The following is a 21624-nucleotide window of genomic DNA, read 5'->3' as shown; positions in this document are numbered from 1 at the left end:
TAAGTGGACAATAGTTAATAGCGATCAAAATAACAACAGGAGGAACAAATGAATTGTTGCAACAGAAACACATGCGGAGCAGCTGACAAAGCCGGGAATTACTTTCTGGGAGGTTACCATTGTGCAGAGGCTGTAGTCAGAGGCACTCTTGAGCATGCGGGAATGGAACCGGATAACATTGTCCGCTACGCCACCCCTTTTGGTGGAGGCTATGGCAAAACATTTCAGGAAGCATGCGGAGCACTAAGCGGGGCATTAATTGTGATCGGGCACCTTCATGGTCGCAATGAGGCAGGACAGAGTTGGGACTATCCGGCTGCCCTTGCCGAAATGATCAGAGATAAATTTTTAGAAAAATACGGCACAACAAAATGCATTAACCTAAGAGGAAAATTCGGCCCTGAAGCACAGCTACAAAAATGCTCTGAAATCGTCAGCTGGATAAGCCGCGAAATACTGAATGAGCTGGAACTGGAGAATTAGGTTGGTACCATCACCTACCATAAAGCCAGACCGGATCTTCAATCAAAAAAACGTCCTCCAACGTAAGTACGATGGAGGACGTTTTGCTTAATCGCGTCAATATGAACTAATTAAACTCAACTCTGACCGGGCAGACAATCTTCAAAACAGAGTCCTGCTTGAACTCATCCTTGTAGGCTTTTGCGATTTCATCCACGCGCTGCTCGGCATCCTTGTCTTCTGAGACGATCATGATCACTTTGCTTCTTTCGGAGTAGGTAAACATCTTGCCAGCCCAGAATCCATTTACGTCATAGACAGTATAGCCGTCCTTAAATTTGGGAGTAACTTCAGATTTCAGAAAACCCTGCCATTGTTTAGCTGTAACCCACTGCTTACCTTCACCATAGCTCTGGCCCATATAAAGCTCATAGCGGTTCCATTTGCTCGTTGCACAGCCGGACAAACCAAAAAAAGCCAACAACAGGACGACACCTGCCAGAATTCGCACAGAATTACGCATAAGAAATCACTCCTCCAAGTCTACGACAATACTTCAACAAAAAAACTCTCACACCAACTAGGGAGTGCAGAGGGGCTTAGCCCTTCTGCCCGCCGGAGGCGAAATGCGATCAACACTAAGCGCGATAGCGCATCAAAACAAAGCGTCGCAGACCCGCCGGAGGCAAAATCATTTAATTCTTAAAAGCGCGCAGCGCACCTATATAAAAACTTCAGGTTCACGGCGCTCACTGAAATTATCAGCCAGCCACTGGGAAACTTCCAGCAGGCGGGGCACTTCCAGCTTACGCGCTTCGAAAGTACAGACCTTAACGCAAGCACAGCAGAAAATACACTTATCCGGGTCATTTTCCACCAATGAACCAACGGAAATTGCCGCTGTGGGACAGACTCTCTCGCAGGCTCCGCAAAGCTGGCAGTCATTGTTGGAGATAGGAGCAGCTGAAGCCTTGGGCGAGCGTTCCTTGTAAGGACGATTACCGGGAATATCTACATCTTCAGCGAAAAGAGAACCGTCAGCAAGCTTTGCAACGAGGGACTTACCGAACTCGCGGGCTTTGCCCAAATCATCTTCATCAGGACGGCTGACTGCGATGGGAGTCTTATCATTGGAAAAAGAATGTTCACCAATGAATGCAGCTCCGGCAAGGGTCTTGAATCCGGCTTCTGTGGCAATATCGGCAAGCTCAATGAGCGCATCCTCATAAGCCCGGTTACCGTAAACCACCACGGGAACAACAGAACTGCCACAGGACTTCAATGCCTTAAAACGTTCCACGGCAGTAAGCGGAATGCGGCCGCCGTAGACCGGAGCACCGATTATCACCAGATCATTATCAGCACAGTCGCAAGTTTCTGGCACGCGGTCCGCACGGGTAACATCGACTACCTCTAAATGCTCGGCGCCAACGCCTTCGGCAATGGCATCCAGAATACGGCGGGTGGTCCGGGTGGGGGAAAAACAAATCATCTTTAATTTCTTGCAGGACATAAAAAACTCCATATCAAATTAATAAGTAAGACATCCGCCAAGTGACTTTACTTTCAGAAAATTTAAGTACAGGGGCAAAGGGGATTTTGTAAACAGTTTTAATATAGCGGGTATCAACTCATCAGGCTTTTTTCAGCATAATAAAAAGGTTATGGCTTACTGGAATCTTTTATGCGATATAAAAACAATGAGCGGAAATACAGATAGATTAAACTTGAGCGCAGCCATTCTAGCCGGTGGCGAGGGACGACGCATGGGCAGGACGGATAAATCCTGCCTTGAAATTTCCGGAGAGAAACTGGTCAGCAGGATCATCCGCAGTCTTGAAGGTCTTTTTGCGGAAACATTTGTCATTACCCGCACCCCGGAAAACCACCCGGACCTTGATGTACGGTTGGTTTGCGATCTGTTTGAATCGCGCAGTTCACTGACTGGGATACACTCCGCCCTCTATCATTCCCGCACTGATCATGTGTTCATCACCGCCTGTGATTCCCCTTTCCTTAACCGGGAACTTATCAGCGAGCTGCTAAGCCGGGTTGAACCGGATGACGATGTGGTTATTCCCATACACCCGGACGGATTCTACGAGCCTCTCTGCGCTGTTTATTCAAAACGCTGCCTGCCCTTCATCGAGCAAAACCTTAAAAAGAATATCTTTCAGATCATCCGCTTTTTTCCGCAGGTAAAGGTAAAGACCGTGGACACGGATTTGCTGGCAAAAAAAGATCAGGACCTGACAACTTTCATTAACATTAATACGCCGGACGAATTAAGCCGGGTCCGCGAAGACCTGAACAATCCTACAGATCGATCCGGGAGCGGACAAAACTCTTTTCCTAACTCCATTCCGCGCAGTGCGGCGCTTAAGCTTATCCGTAAAAGCATTGCCCTGCCAAAATGCAAATACGTTCCGGTAACGGACTGTTCTGGGCTGGTTGCTGCAGAAACCCTGCAATCAGGCATATCCCTGCCTGAGCATGACCGCTCGGCCATGGACGGATTTGCCGTACCCAGCGCGTGTACTTCTGCTGCGTCGACGAATCTCCCGGTTGAGGTGGGCTTTTCCGGGGAAATTCGCCCGTCCTGCCCGGTACCGGACAAATGCGAAGGACAGGCAGTTCGTGTGCTGACCGGAGGGATCATACCCGAAGGCACCGACGCGGTCATACCCTTTGAAAACGTACAGGTTGGCGAATGTTCCATCAGCATCAGTACCCCGGTGCGCAAGGGAGATTTCATCCGCAATACCGGATCGGACATCATGAAGGATGAGACTATCGTCAATTCAGGGACTGTTATTTCGCCCTGTGATGCCGCTCTGCTGGCTTATGCCGGTATCCGCTCCGTTCCGATCTATCCAATGCCCAAAGTCGCTGTACTGGCTGTCGGCAATGAGCTGTGCGATCCGGCGCAGAAAACTCAATGCGGGCTGATCCCTGCTGACAACCTCATTCTCATGAAATCTCTATGCTGCCGCTACGGAATCCATGACGTGCACATTGCACCTTGCGCCAATTCTCCGGAAGCAATATCCGAAGCTGTGCAGGCTAACAGAGATTGCGGACTGATCGTCACAACCGGCGGAACCGGCCCCGGCAACCGCGACTTTGTATTCAATTCCATCCGGCAGGCTGGAGGGAGACCAATTTTCAAAGGTTTGGCCATGCACCCTGCCAAATCAGTTTTTGCGTTCAGCATGGACAACTCAATTGTCATCGGGCTGCCCGGCCCGCCCAATGCAGTGAATCTGGCCTTCCACACCATCATCAATCCGGTAATCAACATGCTGCAGGCAAAAGCGGAAACTTCCGCCACGACCCCGGCAATTACTACCGATGCGCTGAAAGGTGGACGTGACCGGGAAAAACTGCGCCCCTGCCGTATTTTTGAAGATAACGGCAAAATATTCGCTGACCCCCTGCTTGATAAGTCCCTTTCTCCACGCAAGGTTATGAGCCTGTGTAACGGCATAATTATTCTTCCCGCAGACTGCGGAGAACTTCCTCCCCAAAGCATAGTCCAAGTAATCCGGCTCTAGATTATTATTGCAGGCATGGTTGCTGCATCAATTCGGCTCAGGAAAAAAATGCCCTAAATCCATGGAGCCGAGCATGATCAATTCCGTTCAATCTGCATATGCAACACAATCAGTTAACGAAGTTCAACAATCCCGTGCCAGAACGCAATCAACCCTGCAGGATCAGCAGTCCGGGGATAAAGTAACTATATCCGATTCCGCAAAGATGCTTGCTTCCGTCGGCAGCTTTTTCTCTGATATGAATATCCCCTACACACCGGGCCAATCCATCTCCCTTGACGATCTTAAAACAGGTCTGGAAACCAGCACGAAAAAATTTCAGGATGATGTAAATGTCCTTTTCTTACAGAACGGCATCAACACTGATCCCCCGGTGGAACTGACCACTGACGGTTCCGGAAACGTACGGGTAAAGGGAGACCATCCCCAAAAAGATAAAATTGAACAGCTCTTTCAGGACAACCCAGAACTCGCCAATGATTTCCGTGGTATCAGCGGGCTGAACAGCCTTGTTGAAGCAGGTGAAGAATATCTCGAATTTGCCAAGGCCTACGAGAAAAACCCTTATGAAGCCGTGGCAAAATACAGCCACATCTTCAGCGGGATGAATATTGATGAATTCAGTATGACCATAGGCGGGGATGATTCTGTCGCAGAAACTTAACTCAAACGGAATACATTTGGCTTCCCCTATACCTCATGATGTTGTATATTGAAATCATGAGGAAAACCAAGCAGGGCAGCCTGCAGACTCTAAAGAGCATCACGAATGCATCGTTCAAAATAAGGCGGCCCTTCTCGGGTCGCCTTTTCTCTTTTGGACCACTTTAAAAGAGGAGGCTTTATGGGACAGAAGAATTTCGTTCTCGACACCAACGTACTTATTGAAAACCCCAAATGCATCACTGCTCTGCGCAACGGAGTGGAAAACAACGTTCACCTCCCCTACACAGTTATTACCGAGCTGGACAAGCTCAAGCGTGACCCACGCATCGGACATATTGTTTCCCAGGCAGTAAGGTCCATTTTAAAAGACGACAAAATCTCTATTCTCTCCCCTGAGTTTGCGGAAAAGCTAGGCAGCCTCAGCCCGGATGACCGCATCCTCAAGGAAACACTCAACGCGTCCATTGATGATCCAATTCTGGTGACCAATGACCGCATCCTGCAGATCAAGGCCGGAATCCACAATCTCACATGGGAAGAATACAAGGATTCTGACCCGTTCCGCTCTGACTCACAAATGTACACCGGATTTGTGGATGAAGGCGAAACTCCCTATGTGAACAGCTTCCGCTGGGAAAACGGAGCCCCGGTCTTTTACGGAAGCAAGGAAAACAAGACCATCTCCTATACCCATGAAGTATGGGGCGTGAAACCGCGCAACATCTACCAGAACCTTGCCCTTGAGCTTATGCTCAACAATGAAATTAACCTTGTCTCCATCCAGTCCGAAGCCGGATATGGAAAGACATTTCTCGCTCTGGCTTCCGCTCTCTATCTGGCCTTGGAAAAAAAGGACAATCCTTTTGATAAAGTATACCTGGTCAAACCTATCTGGGAAATCGGAGCCAAGATGGGCTTCCTGCCCGGATCGGTAGAAGAAAAGATGCAGCCTTATGTGCGTTACGTCCGTGACCTGACAGTAAAGCTGCACGAACAGCGCCCGGCCAACCGTATTTTCATGGATACGGATTCCGAAAAATTCCGCTTCAACCAGAAGAAATTTGAAATCCTGCCCATCGCCTATATCCGGGGCATGAACCTTGAAAACTGCGTAGTCATAATTGATGAAATGCAGAACATGTCCCGCTCCGAAGTGCGCTCGCTGCTGACCCGCATGGGCGAAGGCGTCAAATGCATTTGTCTCGGCGACACACGGCAGGTGGATAACCCCTACCTCAACGAAAGCAACAACGGACTCAACTGGGTGGTCAAGAAGCTGCGCAATAATAAGGAATACGCGCACATGGTCCTTAAGGGCGAACGTTCCCGCGGGCCCATAACAGACTTGGTTTTAAAGACAGGTTTATAAACACAAAAGCCCGGCTGTTCTGCGAACAGCCGGGCCTTGAATCCTATTAATTCAGAAAATTTTTACTACTTTTGGAAGATCCTCAGGAGGAGTTCGTCGAGGTCTTCGCCGTTGTCAATGGCTTCGGAAATTTCGCCTTCCAGAACCTGCGCACCTTTGCGCACTTCTGAAACCGTGCAATCCATGTTCAAGGCCACTTCCTCGGCAGGGATACCGTAACGGAAGCAAAGATAGTACAGAGCCCGGCGAGCAAGCACAGCATGCTCATTGCTCTGCATCATCAGGTCACGAAATGAAACCGCAAAAGCTTCAAGCACTGCATCGAGGATGGAATCGAAGGTCTGCACCTCCAGTTCGGGCATAACCTTGGTGGCTTCAGCCTCAAAATCATCCTCATCAAAATCCACAGGCCTGCTGCTGCGTAGAATTCCGGTCATCCTGTTAATGCTGGCCAGAATTTCATCTGCGGCATAATAAGCAGTCACATCGGAAATGAATTCCCGAGGGGTGTCCCCTTTTCCACTTTCCAAATCAATGGTTACCCCGACCGTGGTCTCGAGAACTTCCTGTGCAGCATCCTTGATGCGATCCAGCAAATGTTCCTGCACCCAGTTCATGACAAACTCATTAGGTGCGGTCAGCTGAACCACTCCGTCTTTATAATGTGCAGACAAAGGTTCCACCCAAACCCTGACCAACACAGGATTAATACGCACAAGAAGCTTTTTCTTTATGGAGCTCCATACATTGGAATTCATTTCCCACCTCTGCAATTTAGGCCCTTAAAAAAGGACCGCCAAAAGACATTTACAAACCGGTTGCAATGAATATCCCCAAACCCGAAAAAGAGCAAACAGCATTATGCTGTCACTCTTTTTCGGAAAAAACGCTGAAAAACAAAAACAACAGAAAAAACTTCCCAAAGGGAATCATAAAAATCTGTTGTCCCAAAAAACCGATCTTACGGATTAAGACGGTCTATAGTGTCCTGCAACTGCCTTCCAAGGGGAGTCTGCAGGGAAATTTCACGTTCAATATTGGTGATGCCTTTGATTACGGTAGAATGTCTGCGGCCCAGTCTGGTTCCGATATCCTTCAGAGAAAGTTCGGTATGCTTGCGGGCGAGGAAGAAAGCGGTGTTTCTTGCCAGTACAATCTGGCGTTTACGGCTTTTCGAACGCAACTGATCAGCGGTAAGTTCATAAGAACGGCAGATATGATCCACGATGGAATCATAGCTGGGTGTAGCTTTGGCAATGGAATAGTTTTCCAATACCTGCCATGCCAGTTCCTGTGAAACATCACGGTTGAGCAGTCTTGCTTTAAGCACAAGGTTCTGCAAGCAGCTTTCCAGCTGTCTTACGTCTGTGGTAATACGGTCCGCCAGAAGTTCGGAAATTGAATTCGGAACCTGAGTTCCCAGTCGCATGGCCTTGCTTTCAACGATTCGTTTTCTGGTCTCAAAATCAGGAGTGGAAATAAGCGCCAGCAGCCCTGAACTGAAACGGGAAACCAACTGCGGGTCCACCTTTTCCAATTCACGGGGCAGGAACGAACTCGTCATAACAACTTTGGAACCGCGCAACTGCAGGCTCTTGAGTGTTTCCAGAATTTCGTCCTGCATTTTCTGCTTGCCCTGAAAGAAATGAATATCTTCCAGCAGCAGACAATCCACATTGTCCCTGAATTCGGATTTGAAACGGGAAATTTCGCCGGCTTTAAGAGCCAGAACCATTCTGTTCGCAAACTCTTCCGCTGTAAGGCAGGCAATTGAAATGTGCTTCTTATTGCTGGAAGCGCATAGATTCTTGCCGATGGAATGCAGCAGATGTGTTTTACCCAAACCGGGGGCGGAGCTCAAAAAGAGCTGGTCACCGGGCAGGGAGTTATCACAGAGACTTCTGGACGCGGCGCAGGCAAGTCTGTTGGACTCGCCGATTACGAAATCGTCAAAGGAAAAACGCCAACGGGGAATACGAGTATTGACCACCGCGGAAGACATCATGGGAAGGCCCATGCTTGCCTGTACTGGACGGGCTACCGCAGGTCTTGGTCTATCAACCTTGACCGCGGGCTTTTCTACGGACTTCCTAACCCCAATCTCCACCTTGGGGCTGGTGCCGAGAACCTGCTCGCCAGCTTCTTTGATGTTGTCCATGAGACGGTCCCTAACCCAGGCTGCCACAAAGTCATTAGGAGCATACAATTTAATTGTATTGCTGCTGACTTCTGCCTTCAGGGGCTTGATCCATACTTTGTACAGACCAGGGTTCAGTCCCTTCTCAAGAAATTTTAGAATTTTATTCCAGCTGTCTCTCATCATGAGGGGTTTACTAATTCAAAGTGAGCATAACCATCAACTCGTGATTAAGCGGTAGACGTCCAATGATTGCAGGAGGGTTATCTACAACCTAACCAGCTGTTTTTATGTAACTTTCATTTAAAGCTAGCAATTCGGTCAGTAATTCCGAAAAGCTCTTAAAGGGCGTAATTGCAAGCTTGAACAACTTTTCAAAACTTTTTCTCAACACCTGTGGAAAACTTTTTCCACAGAATGAAAATCAAATATCTCAATATTACGCAAAATTTCGTCTTTTCTCTCATTGTTACATTTCTTCTTACTCATTATTTTAAAGATGAATCCCGTAATCATTCTGTAACATTTAACACTTAACACACTGATTTAAAACACATAATTATAAATTACATAAAAAACATCAAGTGTTTATAAATTTCAATCCAAAGACTATGACCATCAAAAGCCCGTAAACTAAAGGGTTCTAGCACTCTCCATTTTAGAACAATACACATCTAATTAATATATTTGAATTTTTATTTTCTTGACACTACGCAGTGCCCGCAGACAAAGGATTTCCATACACTCCAGTTACTGACAGCCATGCATGGAAAAATGCAATCATTGATCAAATAATCAATTTTTGTCGCTCAATCTCTCTACAATAATAAAGTTACTGAGAATATAAGTATCTATGCGACCTCATATGGTTCATGTCGTGAAATATCGAACTTGATTTTGACGCGATAATAAGTCCGCCCAACTTATTTCCATCCCTCAAAAATCTACCCGACACCAATTAACCTTCTTCAAAAACAATTTCCGGCAAATTTCTACGGCTAATTTCCTGTTTCAGCCAATTTCACCCGATTTCAGACAAATTCAGAACAAAAAAAGCCTGCCCAAAAAAAATGGACAGGCATATAAAAAAAATCACTTAATATAAATATTGAAAACTACGCAGAACAAGTGCTCTACGCGGACATATTATATAATGTAGGGAATCACTCGCCCTTGGTCAGTTGTTTCAGGGTCGGGTAGCGCCCACAGGCAAACCTGTCTGCTTCAGGACAATACCCAAGTTGCTCACAACTGGCTCCGCCATGCTCAAAAATAGCCGGAAATTCTTCCTTGCATATTTTGAGCATTTTGTCGGCCATCTTCCGGACTTCCCACTGCGCACGCTGGCAGCAACGCAGATTGAAAAAGTGCATCAGGGAACGGCAGTTCATGGTGATAACGATCTTGGTTTCTGCAGCCTGAGGCAGAACGAAACGGGCATCTTCATTCGCCTTATCCTCGCGCCCGGCATCGACCAGAATCTGACGCAGATCTTTGTAGGCACTGCCGACTTCCTCCATGAACTTTTCAAAACGCTCACGGGCTTCGGGAATCTTGGCAATGGCCGGAGGAATGATATAATCCATATCATTTTCAGCTACATAGCGCTGGCTCTGCTGCGAATAAGAAGCAATGCGATGACGCACTATCTGGTGCGAGCAGGCGCGTGAGATACCTTCAATGGCAAAAGTAAAGCTGACGTGCTCAATGGGACTGTCATGTCCGGATTCAAGGACTTTGGAAACAAACGTGGCCTGCTTTTCCTTTTCAATCTCACCGTTCAGGAGCCGGGGCCACATGTCAGCCACAAACCCGGCATGATAACATTGCCGAAAAGAAGCATAAAGAAGCTCCAGGGCATTGGGGGTCATGGACAACAGTTCCACTCGTAAATCTTTCTCAGGCATATGCGCTCCTTAAATTTATGCCCCCTTCATAAAGTAATTCATACAGGGGCGCAACTTGATATAGGGAGTCCCCTTGAAAAGCAAGCTTTAGGGTGCAGCAGAAAATTATTCGCATGAATGTCACCGAAAAGCCCATTTTTTCTCTTGCCAGCCGTCATAATATACCCTAACTAACGTCTCCTTATCTCTACTTTAACCAGCCGCTGAGAATTTTGCCCCTATTTTGTACTGTACACTCCGTACAGGGGATTTTTTTTGGCAAATCTCCGGCGCCGGAGGAATCCGTGACTAAACTTATCCAAAACGAAAAAATTAGAAATATAGCTATCATAGCCCACGTTGACCATGGTAAAACAACATTGGTTGACGGTATGTTCAAACAGAGCGGCCTTTTCCGTGAAGGCCAGGAAGTTGACGACCGTCTCATGGACAGCATGGACCTTGAACGCGAACGCGGCATCACCATTGCGGCTAAAAACTGCGCTGTTGACTGGAAAGGCGTAAAAATCAACATCATCGACACCCCCGGTCACGCCGACTTCGGTGGCGAGGTTGAACGTTCCCTGTCCATGGCTGACGGCGCCATACTGCTGGTTGACGCTTCCGAAGGCCCCCTGCCGCAGACCCGCTTCGTACTCAAAAAAGCACTTGAAGCCGGCCTCAAGATTATCGTTGTCATCAACAAAATTGACCGTGGCGATGCCCGCCCGGACGAAGTTCTCGACGAAGTGTACGACCTCTTCATCGACCTTGACGCCAACGAAGAACAGCTCGAATTTCCCCTGCTCTATGCAATCGGCCGTGACGGTATTGCGCAGGAAACCCTAGAAGAAAAAGGTGAAAACCTGCATCCGCTCATGGACCTCGTTCTGGATCAGGTTCCCGGTCCTTCTTATAATGAATCCGAACCTTTTCAGATGCTGGTATCCGACCTCGGTTACTCCGACTACCTCGGACGCCTTGCAATCGGTAAGGTCATCCACGGCAGTGCCAAACAGAACGAACCTTTGCTCTGCATCAATGAAAAAGAAGAGCACGTTTCCCTGCGTCTGACCAAAATCCAGACTTACGACGGCGTGTCCTTTGCTGAGACAAAATCAGCCCAGCCCGGTGACATCGTAGTTGTTTCCGGTATTGAAGACATCACCATCGGTGATACCATCTGCACCAAGGAAGCACCCAAGGCCCTGCCGCGCATCACTGTTGACGAACCTACCGTTTCCATGCGCTTCACCATCAACACCTCGCCCATGGCCGGTCTTGAAGGCAAGCTGGTTCAATCTTCCAAAATCCGCGAAAGACTGCACAAAGAAACACTGCTCAACGTGGCTGTTAAAGTTGAGGAAAGCGATGAAAAAGACAGCTTCATCGTTAAAGGCCGTGGTGAATTCCAGCTGGCAATCCTCATCGAAACCATGCGCCGTGAAGGTTTTGAGCTTTCCGTAGGCCGTCCCGAAGTTATTTACAAACACGAAGGCGGACGCAAGCTGGAGCCTGTAGAACAGGTCTTCATCGACTGCGAAGAAGCTTTCCTCGGCGTAGTTACTGAAAAACTTTCCACCCGCAAGGGTAAAATGACCAACCTGGTCAACAACGGTAAGGGCCGAGTCCGCATGGAATTCTCTGCTCCTTCCCGCGCCCTTATCGGCTACCGCGACGAGTTCCTGACCGACACCAAAGGTACCGGTATCATGAACTCCCTTTTTGCCGGATATGAAGATTACCGTGGAGATTTCCCCTCCCGCTACACCGGTTCCCTCGTGTCCGACCGTGCGGGTAAAGGCGTTCCCTACGCTATCTTCAACCTTGAGCCCCGCGGTGAAATGTTCATCGAACCCGGTGATCCGGTTTACGAAGGCATGATCGTAGGTGAGCACAATAGGGACAATGATATCAACATCAACCCCACCAAAGAGAAGAAGCTCACTAACATGCGTGCTTCCGGTAAGGATGAGGCGGTAATCCTGACCCCCATCCGTCCCATGACCCTTGAGCGGGCCATGCACTTCATCCGCGACGACGAGCTGATCGAAGTAACCCCGGAATCCATCCGCCTGCGTAAAGTTGAACTTTCCGCTTCCAAACGCCACATGGCGCGCGGCAAGCAGCTCAAGGATAAAGGCCAGAAATAAGCACAAACTGCCATACTTAAAAATATAAGCCGGGGGAATCGTTAACGATTCCCCCGGCTTTCCCTTATTTGCCAACTTCCCTTTGGCGTCATCTTTCCCGAAGGACTTAAACCAATCCTTGGGAAAATATATCCGATACCGGCCCGCGCGGCAGCTGAATGGTAAATTTGGTACCCTTGCCCGGTTCGGAATCAATCCTGATGGTCCCGCCGTGGTTACGAGTAATTATGAAATAAGCCACGGACAATCCAAGTCCGCTGCCGCCGTCTGAACGGGTGCTGAAAAACGGTTCAAAGGCCTTCTTGCTGGTAAATTTATCCATACCCGGCCCATTATCCACCACCTCTATAGTCAGATAAGCGTTATTGCAATATCCACGCACAACTATTTCCGGGCTAATCCCGGAGCAACCTTCATCAATGATCGATTGAGCTGAATTTCGCATCAAGTTGAATAGAACCTGTTCCAGTTCAGATGAATAACAGAGCACATGCGGCAACTCTTCCTGAAAATCCTTCACAAAATTAATCTTGCGAAAATCACACCCTTCCTCGTTGCATAAATCAGCATCAGCAGCTTCAATAGCCCGCTCAACAATATTGGGGATGGAGCAGAAATCTTTCTTGTCCCCTGATTTACGGCTGAAATTGAGCATATTAACAACTACTTTTGCCGCCCGTGTCCCGGCCTCCTTGATTTCTTCAACCATGGTCAGAATTTTACGCTCCTTCAGATAACTGCGCACAGAATCCAGTGAAACGCCTAATTTCTTCGCAGTTTCAATATTTCCGGGTAAATCCGGGGAAAGCCTGCGTTCAATATTCTGTGCAGACTGGGTTATGACCCCCAACGGATTATTGATTTCATGAGCCATACCTGCGGAAAGACTGGCCACAGTGGTCATCTTTTCGGTCTGGATCATCAATTCCTGAACTTTCATCTTATGGGAATAGTCACGCAAAACGCCTACCATACGCACGGGAGTTCCGTTGACATCGAACAGGAAACTGCCTTCATCCTCAACATAAAGGTAACTGCCGTTCTTGCGCCTGAACCTGTATACGGAAACGAAGGGTGTTCCTGCACGGATACACGCTTCAAGCTCATCAATAACCTCTTTACGGTCATCGGAATGAATTCTTTCTTCCCAGCCTTTAAGGTCCACAGACTGGAATTCCCGTTCCTCCACCCCGGTAATTTCCATTACGGCACCGGACCAGACGATTTCATCAGTCTCAAGGTTCAGGTCATAGACCATCTGCCCCGTCTTTTCGGCCATAAGCCGATAACGCTCTTCACTCTGGTGCAAGGCCTGTTCGGTCAACATGAGCGGTGTAACATCGGTAATAAAACCTTCAAGAAAACCGCCGTCATCTTCATTCGGGACATCAACGCCCTTTTCCCAAACCCATTTTTCCTCACCGGAAGCTGTCCTGATCTTATATATCATTTCAAAAGGCTCCCGATCCTGAACTGCTTCCTGCACACATTCCCAGACATGAGCCTGAAACTGAGGAAGAATTATGTCTGCATAAGAAATATCACGGTTTCTCAACATGGCTTCAGGCTTATACCCGGTCAGCTCAAAACAACCTTCACTGATAAACTCCATTGTCCAGTTTACATCATTTTTACAGCGGTAAGCCATACCCGGAAGATTCGCCAGCAAAGTGGCAAGAATATGCTCCTGCCCGTACGGTCCTTTTTCTACTTCAGCACTGCCCCCATGCACCCGTCCCTTAAGGACTATGATGCCTGAGTCATCATGGAACAAACCTTTCCAGAGAATCCTCCCCGATTCAGTTACCGATTCAAAACTACCTGCGGGCAATGGGTCTGCCTCAACAATGCGGTCAGCAAACCTGCCCAGACCCTTTACCAATAGAATAGGTGCAGCCGAGTCCAGATACTGCCCCGCAGTCAACTGACCTGAAATAACCGCAGCTTCTTCACCGCCGATAAATACTATACGTTTATTCTCATCAAGGCCGACAATAACACCGGGATAGTCCTGAGCCAGAAACTCGATCCCCTGCATGATATATCCTTCTAAAGCCACCACGTTTGAAGCACCCTCCAAAGCAGTAAAAATGGAATTCTGGCTTCATTATAGCACACCCGGCATATAAGGACAGCGAAAACTTAAAGATTATAAAACACCACTCACGCCCGGAGCTGTTGCCATTCAAGTCTTCCTGCGGTACCAGAATCCAATAAGACTATATTGTTTACGGAGATTAAAATGGGTTCAAATAATATCTCAGGAGAGGTCATCCTCATCTTCACCGGCGGTACCATCGGCATGAGCGAGAAACCTGATGCCGGCGGGGTTGTCCCGGACGACAACTTTACCAAACTGCTTAATGAAGTCACCCCGGACGGACACGATATCAAGATTAGGCCTGTTCTCTGGTCGGACATTCCCAGCCCGCATATGTCCCCGGACAAAATGCTTAATCTGGCCCACGATGTGGAAAATTTCCTGAAAGAAGAGCAGGTGCTTGGCGCAGTAATCCTGCACGGAACCGACCTGATGGCCGAGACCGCCTATGTTTTGGACCTGACCGTGCGTTCACCGAAGCCGGTCATTCTCACCGGAGCCATGCGCTATTTCAATGAATCCGGCTATGACGGCATCCGCAACCTTGTGGACGCAGTGCGAACGTGCCTGCTGCCCCCGCCGGAAGGAACCGATGTCATCATCCAGATGGCCGACAAACTTTTTGCCGCCAAGAACGCCATCAAATCAAGTTCCCTGAATGTGGACCCGTTTATCGGCCAAAACACCGGGAGAATAGGTTTTATCGCCGGAGAATCAGTAATCCTGACCCGGGCCAAACCGGGACGCAGACCACGCCTGCCCTTTCCGGTCACAGGAATGGCCGACAAGGTCCATCTGGTAGGCTGTCATCCGGGCATGGACTCAACTGTGCTGGAAATGCTGATTGAGAGAGGAGCCAAGGGTATAGTGCTCGAAGGATTCGGCGCGGGAAACACCCCGCCCGGTGCAGTTCCCGGAATCGACAAATGCATTGAAGCCGGAATTCCGGTAGTGCTCTGCACCCGCTGTGTTGAAGGTGGAGTCTGGCCCATCTACGCCTATCCCGGCGGGGCCGCCAACCTGAAGCAGAAAGGGGTAATCATCGCCGGAGGACTTTCCGCCCTCAAAGCAACCCTGCTCCTGCAAATGCTGCTTGGATCAGGTTGCCCCTGTGAAAGGATTGAAGAGATATTTGCTGAAGAGAGTGTGTAATTTAAAAAGCAGAAAGCCCCGACTTAGTGGTATGCCCCCCATTGGGTGGACAAGGTAAGATAGCCCCTTTAGGCTACTAACCTTTCACCTGATGGGGGTTTTGTATGAGTAAAAGGAAAAACAATACTTATAGTCAAGAATTCAAAGAGAAGGCAGCTCGATTATATCTTGAAGGCGGCGAGAGTTATCAAAGCCTATGTGACAAATTAGGGATACGAGATAAAAGGCAGCTTAGAAATTGGGTAACAAAAGTCCAACAAGGAGAGAGCCTTGATGATATGCGTGGAAAGCATACCGGGACTCGTAAAGGCCGTCCCCGGACAAAATTCGATTCAATTGAAGAAGAATTAGCCTATGTTAAGGCTGAGCGAGATTATTTAAAAAAGTTGTATCGCTCCCGATTCGGCAAAGAGTGGGGAGCGGGCGATTAAAATCTCATTTGTTTCAGATCGTTCATTCTCTTATAAGCAAGCATTCGATAACACTGCTATTACAAGTGGCTGAGCTAACACGTTCTAGCTACTATAAGTGGCGAAAAGGGCTGAAAAAGAATCGTTCATTTTCAGACGACAAACTCAAAGAGCAAATCCGTCAAATTCATTCAAAATACACTATTTACGGTTACCGTAGGATCACTACAGCTCTTCACAAAATGGGACAACGAGTAAATCATAAACGAGTCTACCGTTTAATGGGAGAGTTAGGAATTCAATCAATAATCCGCAAAAAACGTAAATATTTTGGCAAGCGTGGCAGTTCAGTCTTTCCAAATATCCTTCGAAGGGATTTTGTTAGCACCAAAAGACATCACAAACTAGCAACAGACATTACCTATCTCCCGACAAAAACTGGTTTTTTATATTTGTCTGCAATTCAGGATTTGTACAATAACGAAATCATTAGTTATCAGTTGAGCAAAAGAAATAATCTAAATCTGGTGATTAAAACTGTTAAACAATTGAAGTTGCCGTCTCAAAACAAGACGATTCTACATTCAGACCAAGGTTTCCAATACACCTCTAAATATTACAAGCAAGCACTTGATGAGGCAGGAATACAAGGTAGCCATTCTCGGCGTGGAAACTGTCTTGATAACGCTTGTATAGAATCTTTCTTTTCTCATTTGAAAGCGGAAGGACTATCTGCCAAAGAACTCCTAAGCGAGCAAGAAATGATCTGTAAAATTCATAGTTACATCGACTTCTATAACCATGAACGTTTCCAAAAAAGACTCGGCCAGCTTTCCCCGGTGGAGTTCCGGGAAAAACTGGCCGCATAAATTCACCCTTCATGGGGCCTTTTAAACCTGTCTACTTGACGGGGGGCATACCATTAGTCGGGGCTTTCTTATTCTCACGGTGAAGAGTTGTTTAGTCTTCGCGGCTATCGATGATCAGCAAGTGGTAACCGAACTGAGTTTTTACCGGACCGTGAACTTCGCCAACTGCTTCATTGAACACAACAGTGTCAAATTCCGGAACCATCTGGCCGGGGCGGAACTCACCGAGATCTCCGCCGCGCTGTCCAGAGGGGCAGCTGGAGTGTTTTTTTGCCAGTTCACCAAAGTCTGCACCGTCCTGAATTTGTTTTTTCAGGTCCAGACAGGTCTGTTCATCACTAACCAAAAGATGGCGGGCAGATGCTTTTGCCATGTGAGTGCTCCTATAAGCTTGAATACAATAATTTTAATAAACCATATGGTCTTGCCGTTGCGATTTTATGCACCGCAAAAAATGACCTTGCATGAATACGCGTGGACTGCAAGGGTAAATACTGCGCTAAAATTATCTACATGTCTTCCAGATCAATGCGCTCTGCTAACTCAACTAAAGTACGTACGCCGAATCCGGTGCCTCCGGCTGCTCCGGCAGGCGACTTTTTCTTGCGCCATGCGGGACCGGCAATATCGAGATGTGCCCACGGGGTGTTTTCAGGAACGAATTCCTTGAGAAACATTCCGGCATGGATGGTCATGCCCTCACGGGAACCGACATTCTTAAGATCAGCGACCTCACTCTTGAGCTCTTCCTTGTAGATATCCCAAAGCGGCATGGGCCAGAAACGTTCCCCTACCCGCTTGCCGGACTCCATGACCAAGTCCTGCATCAGGGGGGAATTATCCATCACCGCCGCCACGTTCCAGCCGAAAGCAACAATGCAGCCCCCGGTCAGGGTTGCGATATCGATGATAGCCGCAGGCTCATACTGAGCGGAATATGCAAGGGCATCGCAAAGCAGCAGACGGCCCTCGGCATCGGTATTCAAAATTTCAATGGTCTTACCGGAAAAGGAAGTTACCACCTCGCCCGGACGGGTGGAGCTGGCATCAGGCATATTGTCGGCGCAAGGCAGGATACCAACAATGGGCAGATCCGGCTTGATCTCGCCGATGGCCTGAAAAAATCCGAGTATTGCCGCAGCTCCAGCCATGTCGCACTTCATATCTTCAATGAATCCGGTGGGCTTGAGGGAAATACCCCCGGTATCAAAGGTTACACCTTTACCAACCAGCACCAGCGGTTTCTCGCCTTCACGGTCTTTGGGGCAATATTCAAGTATGATCATGCGAGGCTCGTCATTGGAGCCACGAAATACGGAAGCATACGCTCCCATACCCTTGTCGATGATTTCCTTGCGCTTCATGGCCTTGAACTTAAAACCGTACTTCTTGGCCATTTTTTTGGCCTCATCAGCAAGGTAAACCGGAGTAGCCACATTGGGCGGCAGGTTGACCAGATCGCGGGCATAGCCCATGCCCAGCCCAACAGCCTGTCCTTTAGCGAGCATTTCGGCCAGATGTGCAGGAGGTTCTTCTTCACTCAAAAAACGTACTGCTTCCGGCAACGCCTTCTTTTCATCCTTCTTGCTTTTGAATTCATCAAAGGAATACAGACCCTCAATAGCCGCAACCACAAAATGCTCCAGTTTATCTTCGAGGACGATTCCCTCAAATGCGACAAGAGGAACGCCAACTGTACGAAATTTCAATTCCCGGCATCTCTGGAAAGCGCCGCTTACGGCCTGCAGAAATTTATCAACACCGAAATCTTTTTCATCGCCAAGACCGACAAGCAGAACCCTCTGCACAGAGGAACCGGAACCGTAGATGACAGTAGAACTGCCAAGCTCACCGGAAAAATCCCCCAAAGCAGGAGATACGGCAACCCAGTCGGCATCAGATGCCATCCACGAAGAGAAGCCGCTGAGATGCTCTTCTGAATCTTTAAAAGCAAAAAAAATAACCGCGTCCGCGGACCATGCGGAAGCCGGTTCGGTAACAATATTGAATTCCATAAACTGCTCCATATTGCTGCGCAGAAAATGCGGCGTTATTTAGGTGAAACCTGTTCCACAAAGGAAAAAGTTCCATTCTGATATTTCACTATATCCACACTCTTCATGGGAACCCTGATCCCTTCGGGATAGTAGAATTCACCGGTAACACCTTTAAACCCGGCTGTTTTCGACAAAGCCTCACGCACTTCTTCCGGCTTGGCTACCCCAGCCTTTTCTATGGCCTGAGCAAGAAGCATAACCGTATCGTACCCTAAAGCGGCAAATCCTGATTCAGGGCGAGCGCCGAACATTCGCTCGTAACTATCCACAAATTCCTGAACCTGCGGATCAGGATTATCCAGAGCCACATGGGTGGCAAAATAGATTGAATGGGCATATTCCTGCGGAATACCAAGCAGTCCCGGCGTATCAAATCCATCACCGGAAACAATAGGCTGATTAAATCCGGCCTTACGGATTTCGGTAACATACTTTGGAGCATCCGGAGGAATGGAGGAAATGAATATCAAATCGGGATTCTTCTCATCTCCCTTGGGCAGGGGATATTTACCATCACCGGAACTGTACCAGACCTCATCAACAACGGTCCCGCCGTACTTGCGATAACGACGCTTGAAATATTTGGAAAGAGTCTTGGTGAACTCATTGGAAATGTCCGTACCCACAAAGCAGCGCGAAGTTTCCAGCCTGCGTTTGGCAAACTTAGCAACAGCGCGGGACTGCATATTATCCCCGAAAGCAGTCATGAAGAAATTCTTCCCGTACATATAGGGCAGATTCTGCATGGTCGCCCCGGCAGTGATGAAAATGATATCTTTTGCAGTTATGGCCGGGGCCGCAGCCATGACGTAATCAGTGTCATTCAATCCGATAACAGCAACCATATCATCCTGACCGGCCAAGGCTTCTGAGGCCATTGCCGCGGAATCAAGATTTGAACGGCAATCGGAGACCACAAGGCTCAGCTTGCGGCCCATAATTCCGCCCCCGGAATTGATGATTTCCTTGGCCAGCTCCATGCCGTGCAATCCGGGACGGTCAATGGCGGCCATTCCCCCGGTAAGGTTATACAGCACCCCGACCTTGATGATTTTATCTCCGGCAAAAACGGGTGTGCACAAAAGTATCACGGCAAGCAGGCTGCCCAACAAACGAAACCACATATATCCTCCTTAAAATTCATAACAATATTTCTATTTAATCTTTTCTGATGTTTACCCGCAACCGGAAGGCACAGGCAACCTGAATTTTACTTCAAGAGCCAAGATTATCAATCCTTATTACCAAGCTTGGCCTGCTGGGCCTCCAGAAAACGCTGAAATTTGTTTAATTCCGCCTCACGCTTTTGCGGCACCAAAGGAAATTCGGCTTCCTCACGGTAACGCTTCTCGGCAATAGACCGGCTGACCGGAATCTCAGCGGTCCCCTGCCAACCGGAATCATCGCGGGCCAGTTTACCAATATAACTCACCCCCAGAAAGGCCCGGGTCACACGACTGTTATCACGAAGTTTGCGCATATCCTTGAACTCGGCCCTTGCAGAGACATCGCGGACAACCTTATCGAGACAGACCATTTTTTCCGGCATATGCATCTGCTCAAATACCGCAGCATGATTGTTAAGTATATGACCGCGCTCCCCTGCTGTAGCCGGATCAATATAAAATGCATTGTAAAGGCCGGACTGGTCATAAACCGAAAGATCACAGGAAAGATCAATACCCACTCCGCAAGTCAGGCAGGAGACATTCCTGTGCCGGGGCAGCACATCGCGCTTGAACCATTCATCACTGTTGACCGGATCGGTAATGGCTTTCTTGTTCTCAGGGGCAAATTCACGAACCGGGGAACGCATCATGGTCCCGGCCATAAGTTCACTGACCTGCATCCATGCAGCCACCCCGAGCACTCCCTTGAAATCCCTGCGCCTGCGCCGGGCAAGCAGAAACAGACCTCGGTAAAGGCGGTCCAATGTGGTTCCGCCCTCCTCTGTGGATTCAAACATTATGTATTCATTGAATCCGCCGGAAAGGGTCAGGTTAAAAGGGGTTCGGATCATCACAGATCCGGTATCGTTACGGGGAATAAGAAAATCAGCAAGGTCATGCCCGTCTGTCGGAAGCCATGCCATTGTCCCGCCGATTGTGATCATGGAGCCGAGCACTTTCATATAATCATCCGGGGTATCCCCAAGACCGCCCACACCTATGGAATATTCAGTCTGAGAGAAACCACGCGAGAAAATTCGCGACTCATCAATGCGGGAATGAAAAATATCTGCGATTGACCCGATAACCTTCAGTTCGGAAGGAGAATTCTCACCGGGAACAAACCTAAACTTCCCGATAGGAGAATCTGCTGTTTCCATGCTCTCCCAATTATCAAGGGCCTGCCGCTCCCACTGGACTGACTGCAGAAAAGTCATTGCTTCGCTGCGGGAGGGAAAAATATTCAGGGAACTGAGCATTCCGGCAGTATCGAGCACATTGCGGCAGTACGAGCAAAGGGCGCAAATAGCCAGAGCACCGTTACGGCGATGCAAAATCTTCATTGTCCGTACGATGGAACGGATACCGGCACTGCTCAGATAACGCACATCGGTCATGTCGAAAGCCATGCAGGCCAGTTCTTCATCAGTAAGGATATTTTTAAGGGTCCTCTCCAGTTCACCGGCCCCGAAAGCGTCTATTCTTCCGCCCATGCCGACAACAACTGTATCCCCGTGTCTGTGCACTGTTATTTCCATTCACAACTCCTGTTCAACTCCTTCAGGAATATGTTATCAGATTCAGAATCAACATAGACATAAGCATAGTGGATTGTGAAGTTGCTTCTGGAAAAACTGTA

Annotated in this window: 18 protein-coding genes; 8 read left to right on the top strand and 10 right to left on the bottom strand. The window is 48.3% G+C overall.

Annotation, left to right across the window (positions count from 1 at the left end; translation table 11 throughout):
- Positions 1-48: 48 nt before the first annotated feature.
- On the top strand, positions 49-483 hold the full coding sequence (locus ACKU40_RS19235; RefSeq protein ID WP_320174392.1) for a C-GCAxxG-C-C family protein: 435 nt from the start codon (positions 49-51) through the stop codon (positions 481-483).
- A gap of 106 nt (positions 484-589) precedes the next feature.
- On the opposite strand, the gene ACKU40_RS19230 is transcribed toward ACKU40_RS19235, so the two are convergent.
- Entirely contained in the window at positions 590-985 is a 396-nt protein-coding gene (locus tag ACKU40_RS19230) for a DUF3574 domain-containing protein (RefSeq protein ID WP_320174391.1), read from the bottom strand.
- Between the two features lie 198 nt (positions 986-1183).
- A complete protein-coding gene (locus tag ACKU40_RS19225; protein WP_320174390.1) occupies positions 1184-1975 on the bottom strand; it encodes a 4Fe-4S binding protein in 792 nt (263 codons plus the stop codon).
- A gap of 187 nt (positions 1976-2162) precedes the next feature.
- On the opposite strand from ACKU40_RS19225, the gene ACKU40_RS19220 reads away from it, so the two are divergent.
- The 3 genes from ACKU40_RS19220 to ACKU40_RS19210 all read left to right on the top strand — a co-directional run bounded on the left by ACKU40_RS19220 (position 2163) and on the right by ACKU40_RS19210 (position 6051).
- Entirely contained in the window at positions 2163-4016 is a 1854-nt protein-coding gene (locus ACKU40_RS19220; protein WP_320174389.1) for an NTP transferase domain-containing protein, read from the top strand.
- Positions 4017-4089: 73 nt separating this feature from the next.
- Positions 4090-4680 (top strand): hypothetical protein, encoded by a 591-nt coding sequence (locus tag ACKU40_RS19215; protein WP_320174388.1) that lies wholly within the window; start codon positions 4090-4092, stop codon positions 4678-4680.
- Between the two features lie 180 nt (positions 4681-4860).
- Positions 4861-6051, top strand: coding sequence for a PhoH family protein (locus ACKU40_RS19210; protein WP_320174387.1), 1191 nt, complete (start codon positions 4861-4863; stop codon positions 6049-6051).
- A 65-nt stretch (positions 6052-6116) separates the two neighbouring features.
- Here the strand turns inward: ACKU40_RS19210 and ACKU40_RS19205 are convergent, their stop codons facing one another.
- From ACKU40_RS19205 to thyX, 3 genes are all read right to left on the bottom strand, one after another.
- Positions 6117-6809, bottom strand: coding sequence for a DnaA N-terminal domain-containing protein (locus ACKU40_RS19205; RefSeq protein WP_320174386.1), 693 nt, complete (start codon positions 6807-6809; stop codon positions 6117-6119).
- A 203-nt stretch (positions 6810-7012) separates the two neighbouring features.
- Positions 7013-8374: a chromosomal replication initiator protein DnaA gene (locus ACKU40_RS19200; protein WP_320174385.1), complete on the bottom strand. Its 1362-nt coding sequence runs from the start codon at positions 8372-8374 to the stop codon at positions 7013-7015.
- Between the two features lie 977 nt (positions 8375-9351).
- The gene (gene thyX, locus ACKU40_RS19195) at positions 9352-10095 is read right to left on the bottom strand and encodes an FAD-dependent thymidylate synthase (RefSeq protein ID WP_320174384.1); all 744 of its coding nucleotides are present in this window, start codon (positions 10093-10095) and stop codon (positions 9352-9354) included.
- 284 nt (positions 10096-10379) lie between these two features.
- Here thyX and typA point away from each other — a divergent pair, with 284 nt between their 5' ends.
- Positions 10380-12227: a translational GTPase TypA gene (gene typA, locus ACKU40_RS19190; RefSeq protein WP_320174383.1), complete on the top strand. Its 1848-nt coding sequence runs from the start codon at positions 10380-10382 to the stop codon at positions 12225-12227.
- 106 nt (positions 12228-12333) lie between these two features.
- On the opposite strand, the gene ACKU40_RS19185 is transcribed toward typA, so the two are convergent.
- The gene (locus ACKU40_RS19185; protein WP_320174382.1) at positions 12334-14286 is read right to left on the bottom strand and encodes a PAS domain-containing protein; all 1953 of its coding nucleotides are present in this window, start codon (positions 14284-14286) and stop codon (positions 12334-12336) included.
- Between the two features lie 183 nt (positions 14287-14469).
- Here ACKU40_RS19185 and ACKU40_RS19180 point away from each other — a divergent pair, with 183 nt between their 5' ends.
- From ACKU40_RS19180 to ACKU40_RS19170, 3 genes are all read left to right on the top strand, one after another.
- A complete protein-coding gene (locus tag ACKU40_RS19180; protein WP_320174381.1) occupies positions 14470-15480 on the top strand; it encodes an asparaginase in 1011 nt (336 codons plus the stop codon).
- Between the two features lie 104 nt (positions 15481-15584).
- Complete coding sequence (locus ACKU40_RS19175) at positions 15585-15911, top strand: transposase (protein WP_407944302.1); 327 nt, start codon at positions 15585-15587, stop codon at positions 15909-15911.
- Complete coding sequence (locus ACKU40_RS19170; RefSeq protein WP_407944301.1) at positions 15893-16759, top strand: IS3 family transposase; 867 nt, start codon at positions 15893-15895, stop codon at positions 16757-16759. Before ACKU40_RS19175 ends, ACKU40_RS19170 begins: the two co-directional genes overlap by 19 nt.
- A gap of 91 nt (positions 16760-16850) precedes the next feature.
- Here ACKU40_RS19170 and ACKU40_RS19165 read toward each other — a convergent pair whose 3' ends face one another.
- The 4 genes from ACKU40_RS19165 to ACKU40_RS19150 form a co-directional block, all read right to left on the bottom strand.
- Positions 16851-17132, bottom strand: coding sequence for a peptidylprolyl isomerase (locus ACKU40_RS19165; RefSeq protein WP_320174380.1), 282 nt, complete (start codon positions 17130-17132; stop codon positions 16851-16853).
- 136 nt (positions 17133-17268) lie between these two features.
- The gene (locus ACKU40_RS19160; protein ID WP_320174379.1) at positions 17269-18774 is read right to left on the bottom strand and encodes a leucyl aminopeptidase; all 1506 of its coding nucleotides are present in this window, start codon (positions 18772-18774) and stop codon (positions 17269-17271) included.
- 35 nt (positions 18775-18809) lie between these two features.
- Entirely contained in the window at positions 18810-19940 is a 1131-nt protein-coding gene (locus tag ACKU40_RS19155; RefSeq protein WP_320174378.1) for an ABC transporter substrate-binding protein, read from the bottom strand.
- Positions 19941-20047: 107 nt separating this feature from the next.
- A complete protein-coding gene (locus ACKU40_RS19150) occupies positions 20048-21523 on the bottom strand; it encodes an STAS domain-containing protein (protein WP_320174377.1) in 1476 nt (491 codons plus the stop codon).
- Between the last annotated feature and the right edge of the window lie 101 nt (positions 21524-21624).

It is taken from the genome of Maridesulfovibrio sp. (assembly GCF_963666665.1).
Lineage (GTDB): Bacteria > Desulfobacterota > Desulfovibrionia > Desulfovibrionales > Desulfovibrionaceae > Maridesulfovibrio.
Note: the sequence above shows the minus strand (reverse complement) of the source record. Positions and strands in the feature narration are given on the sequence as shown.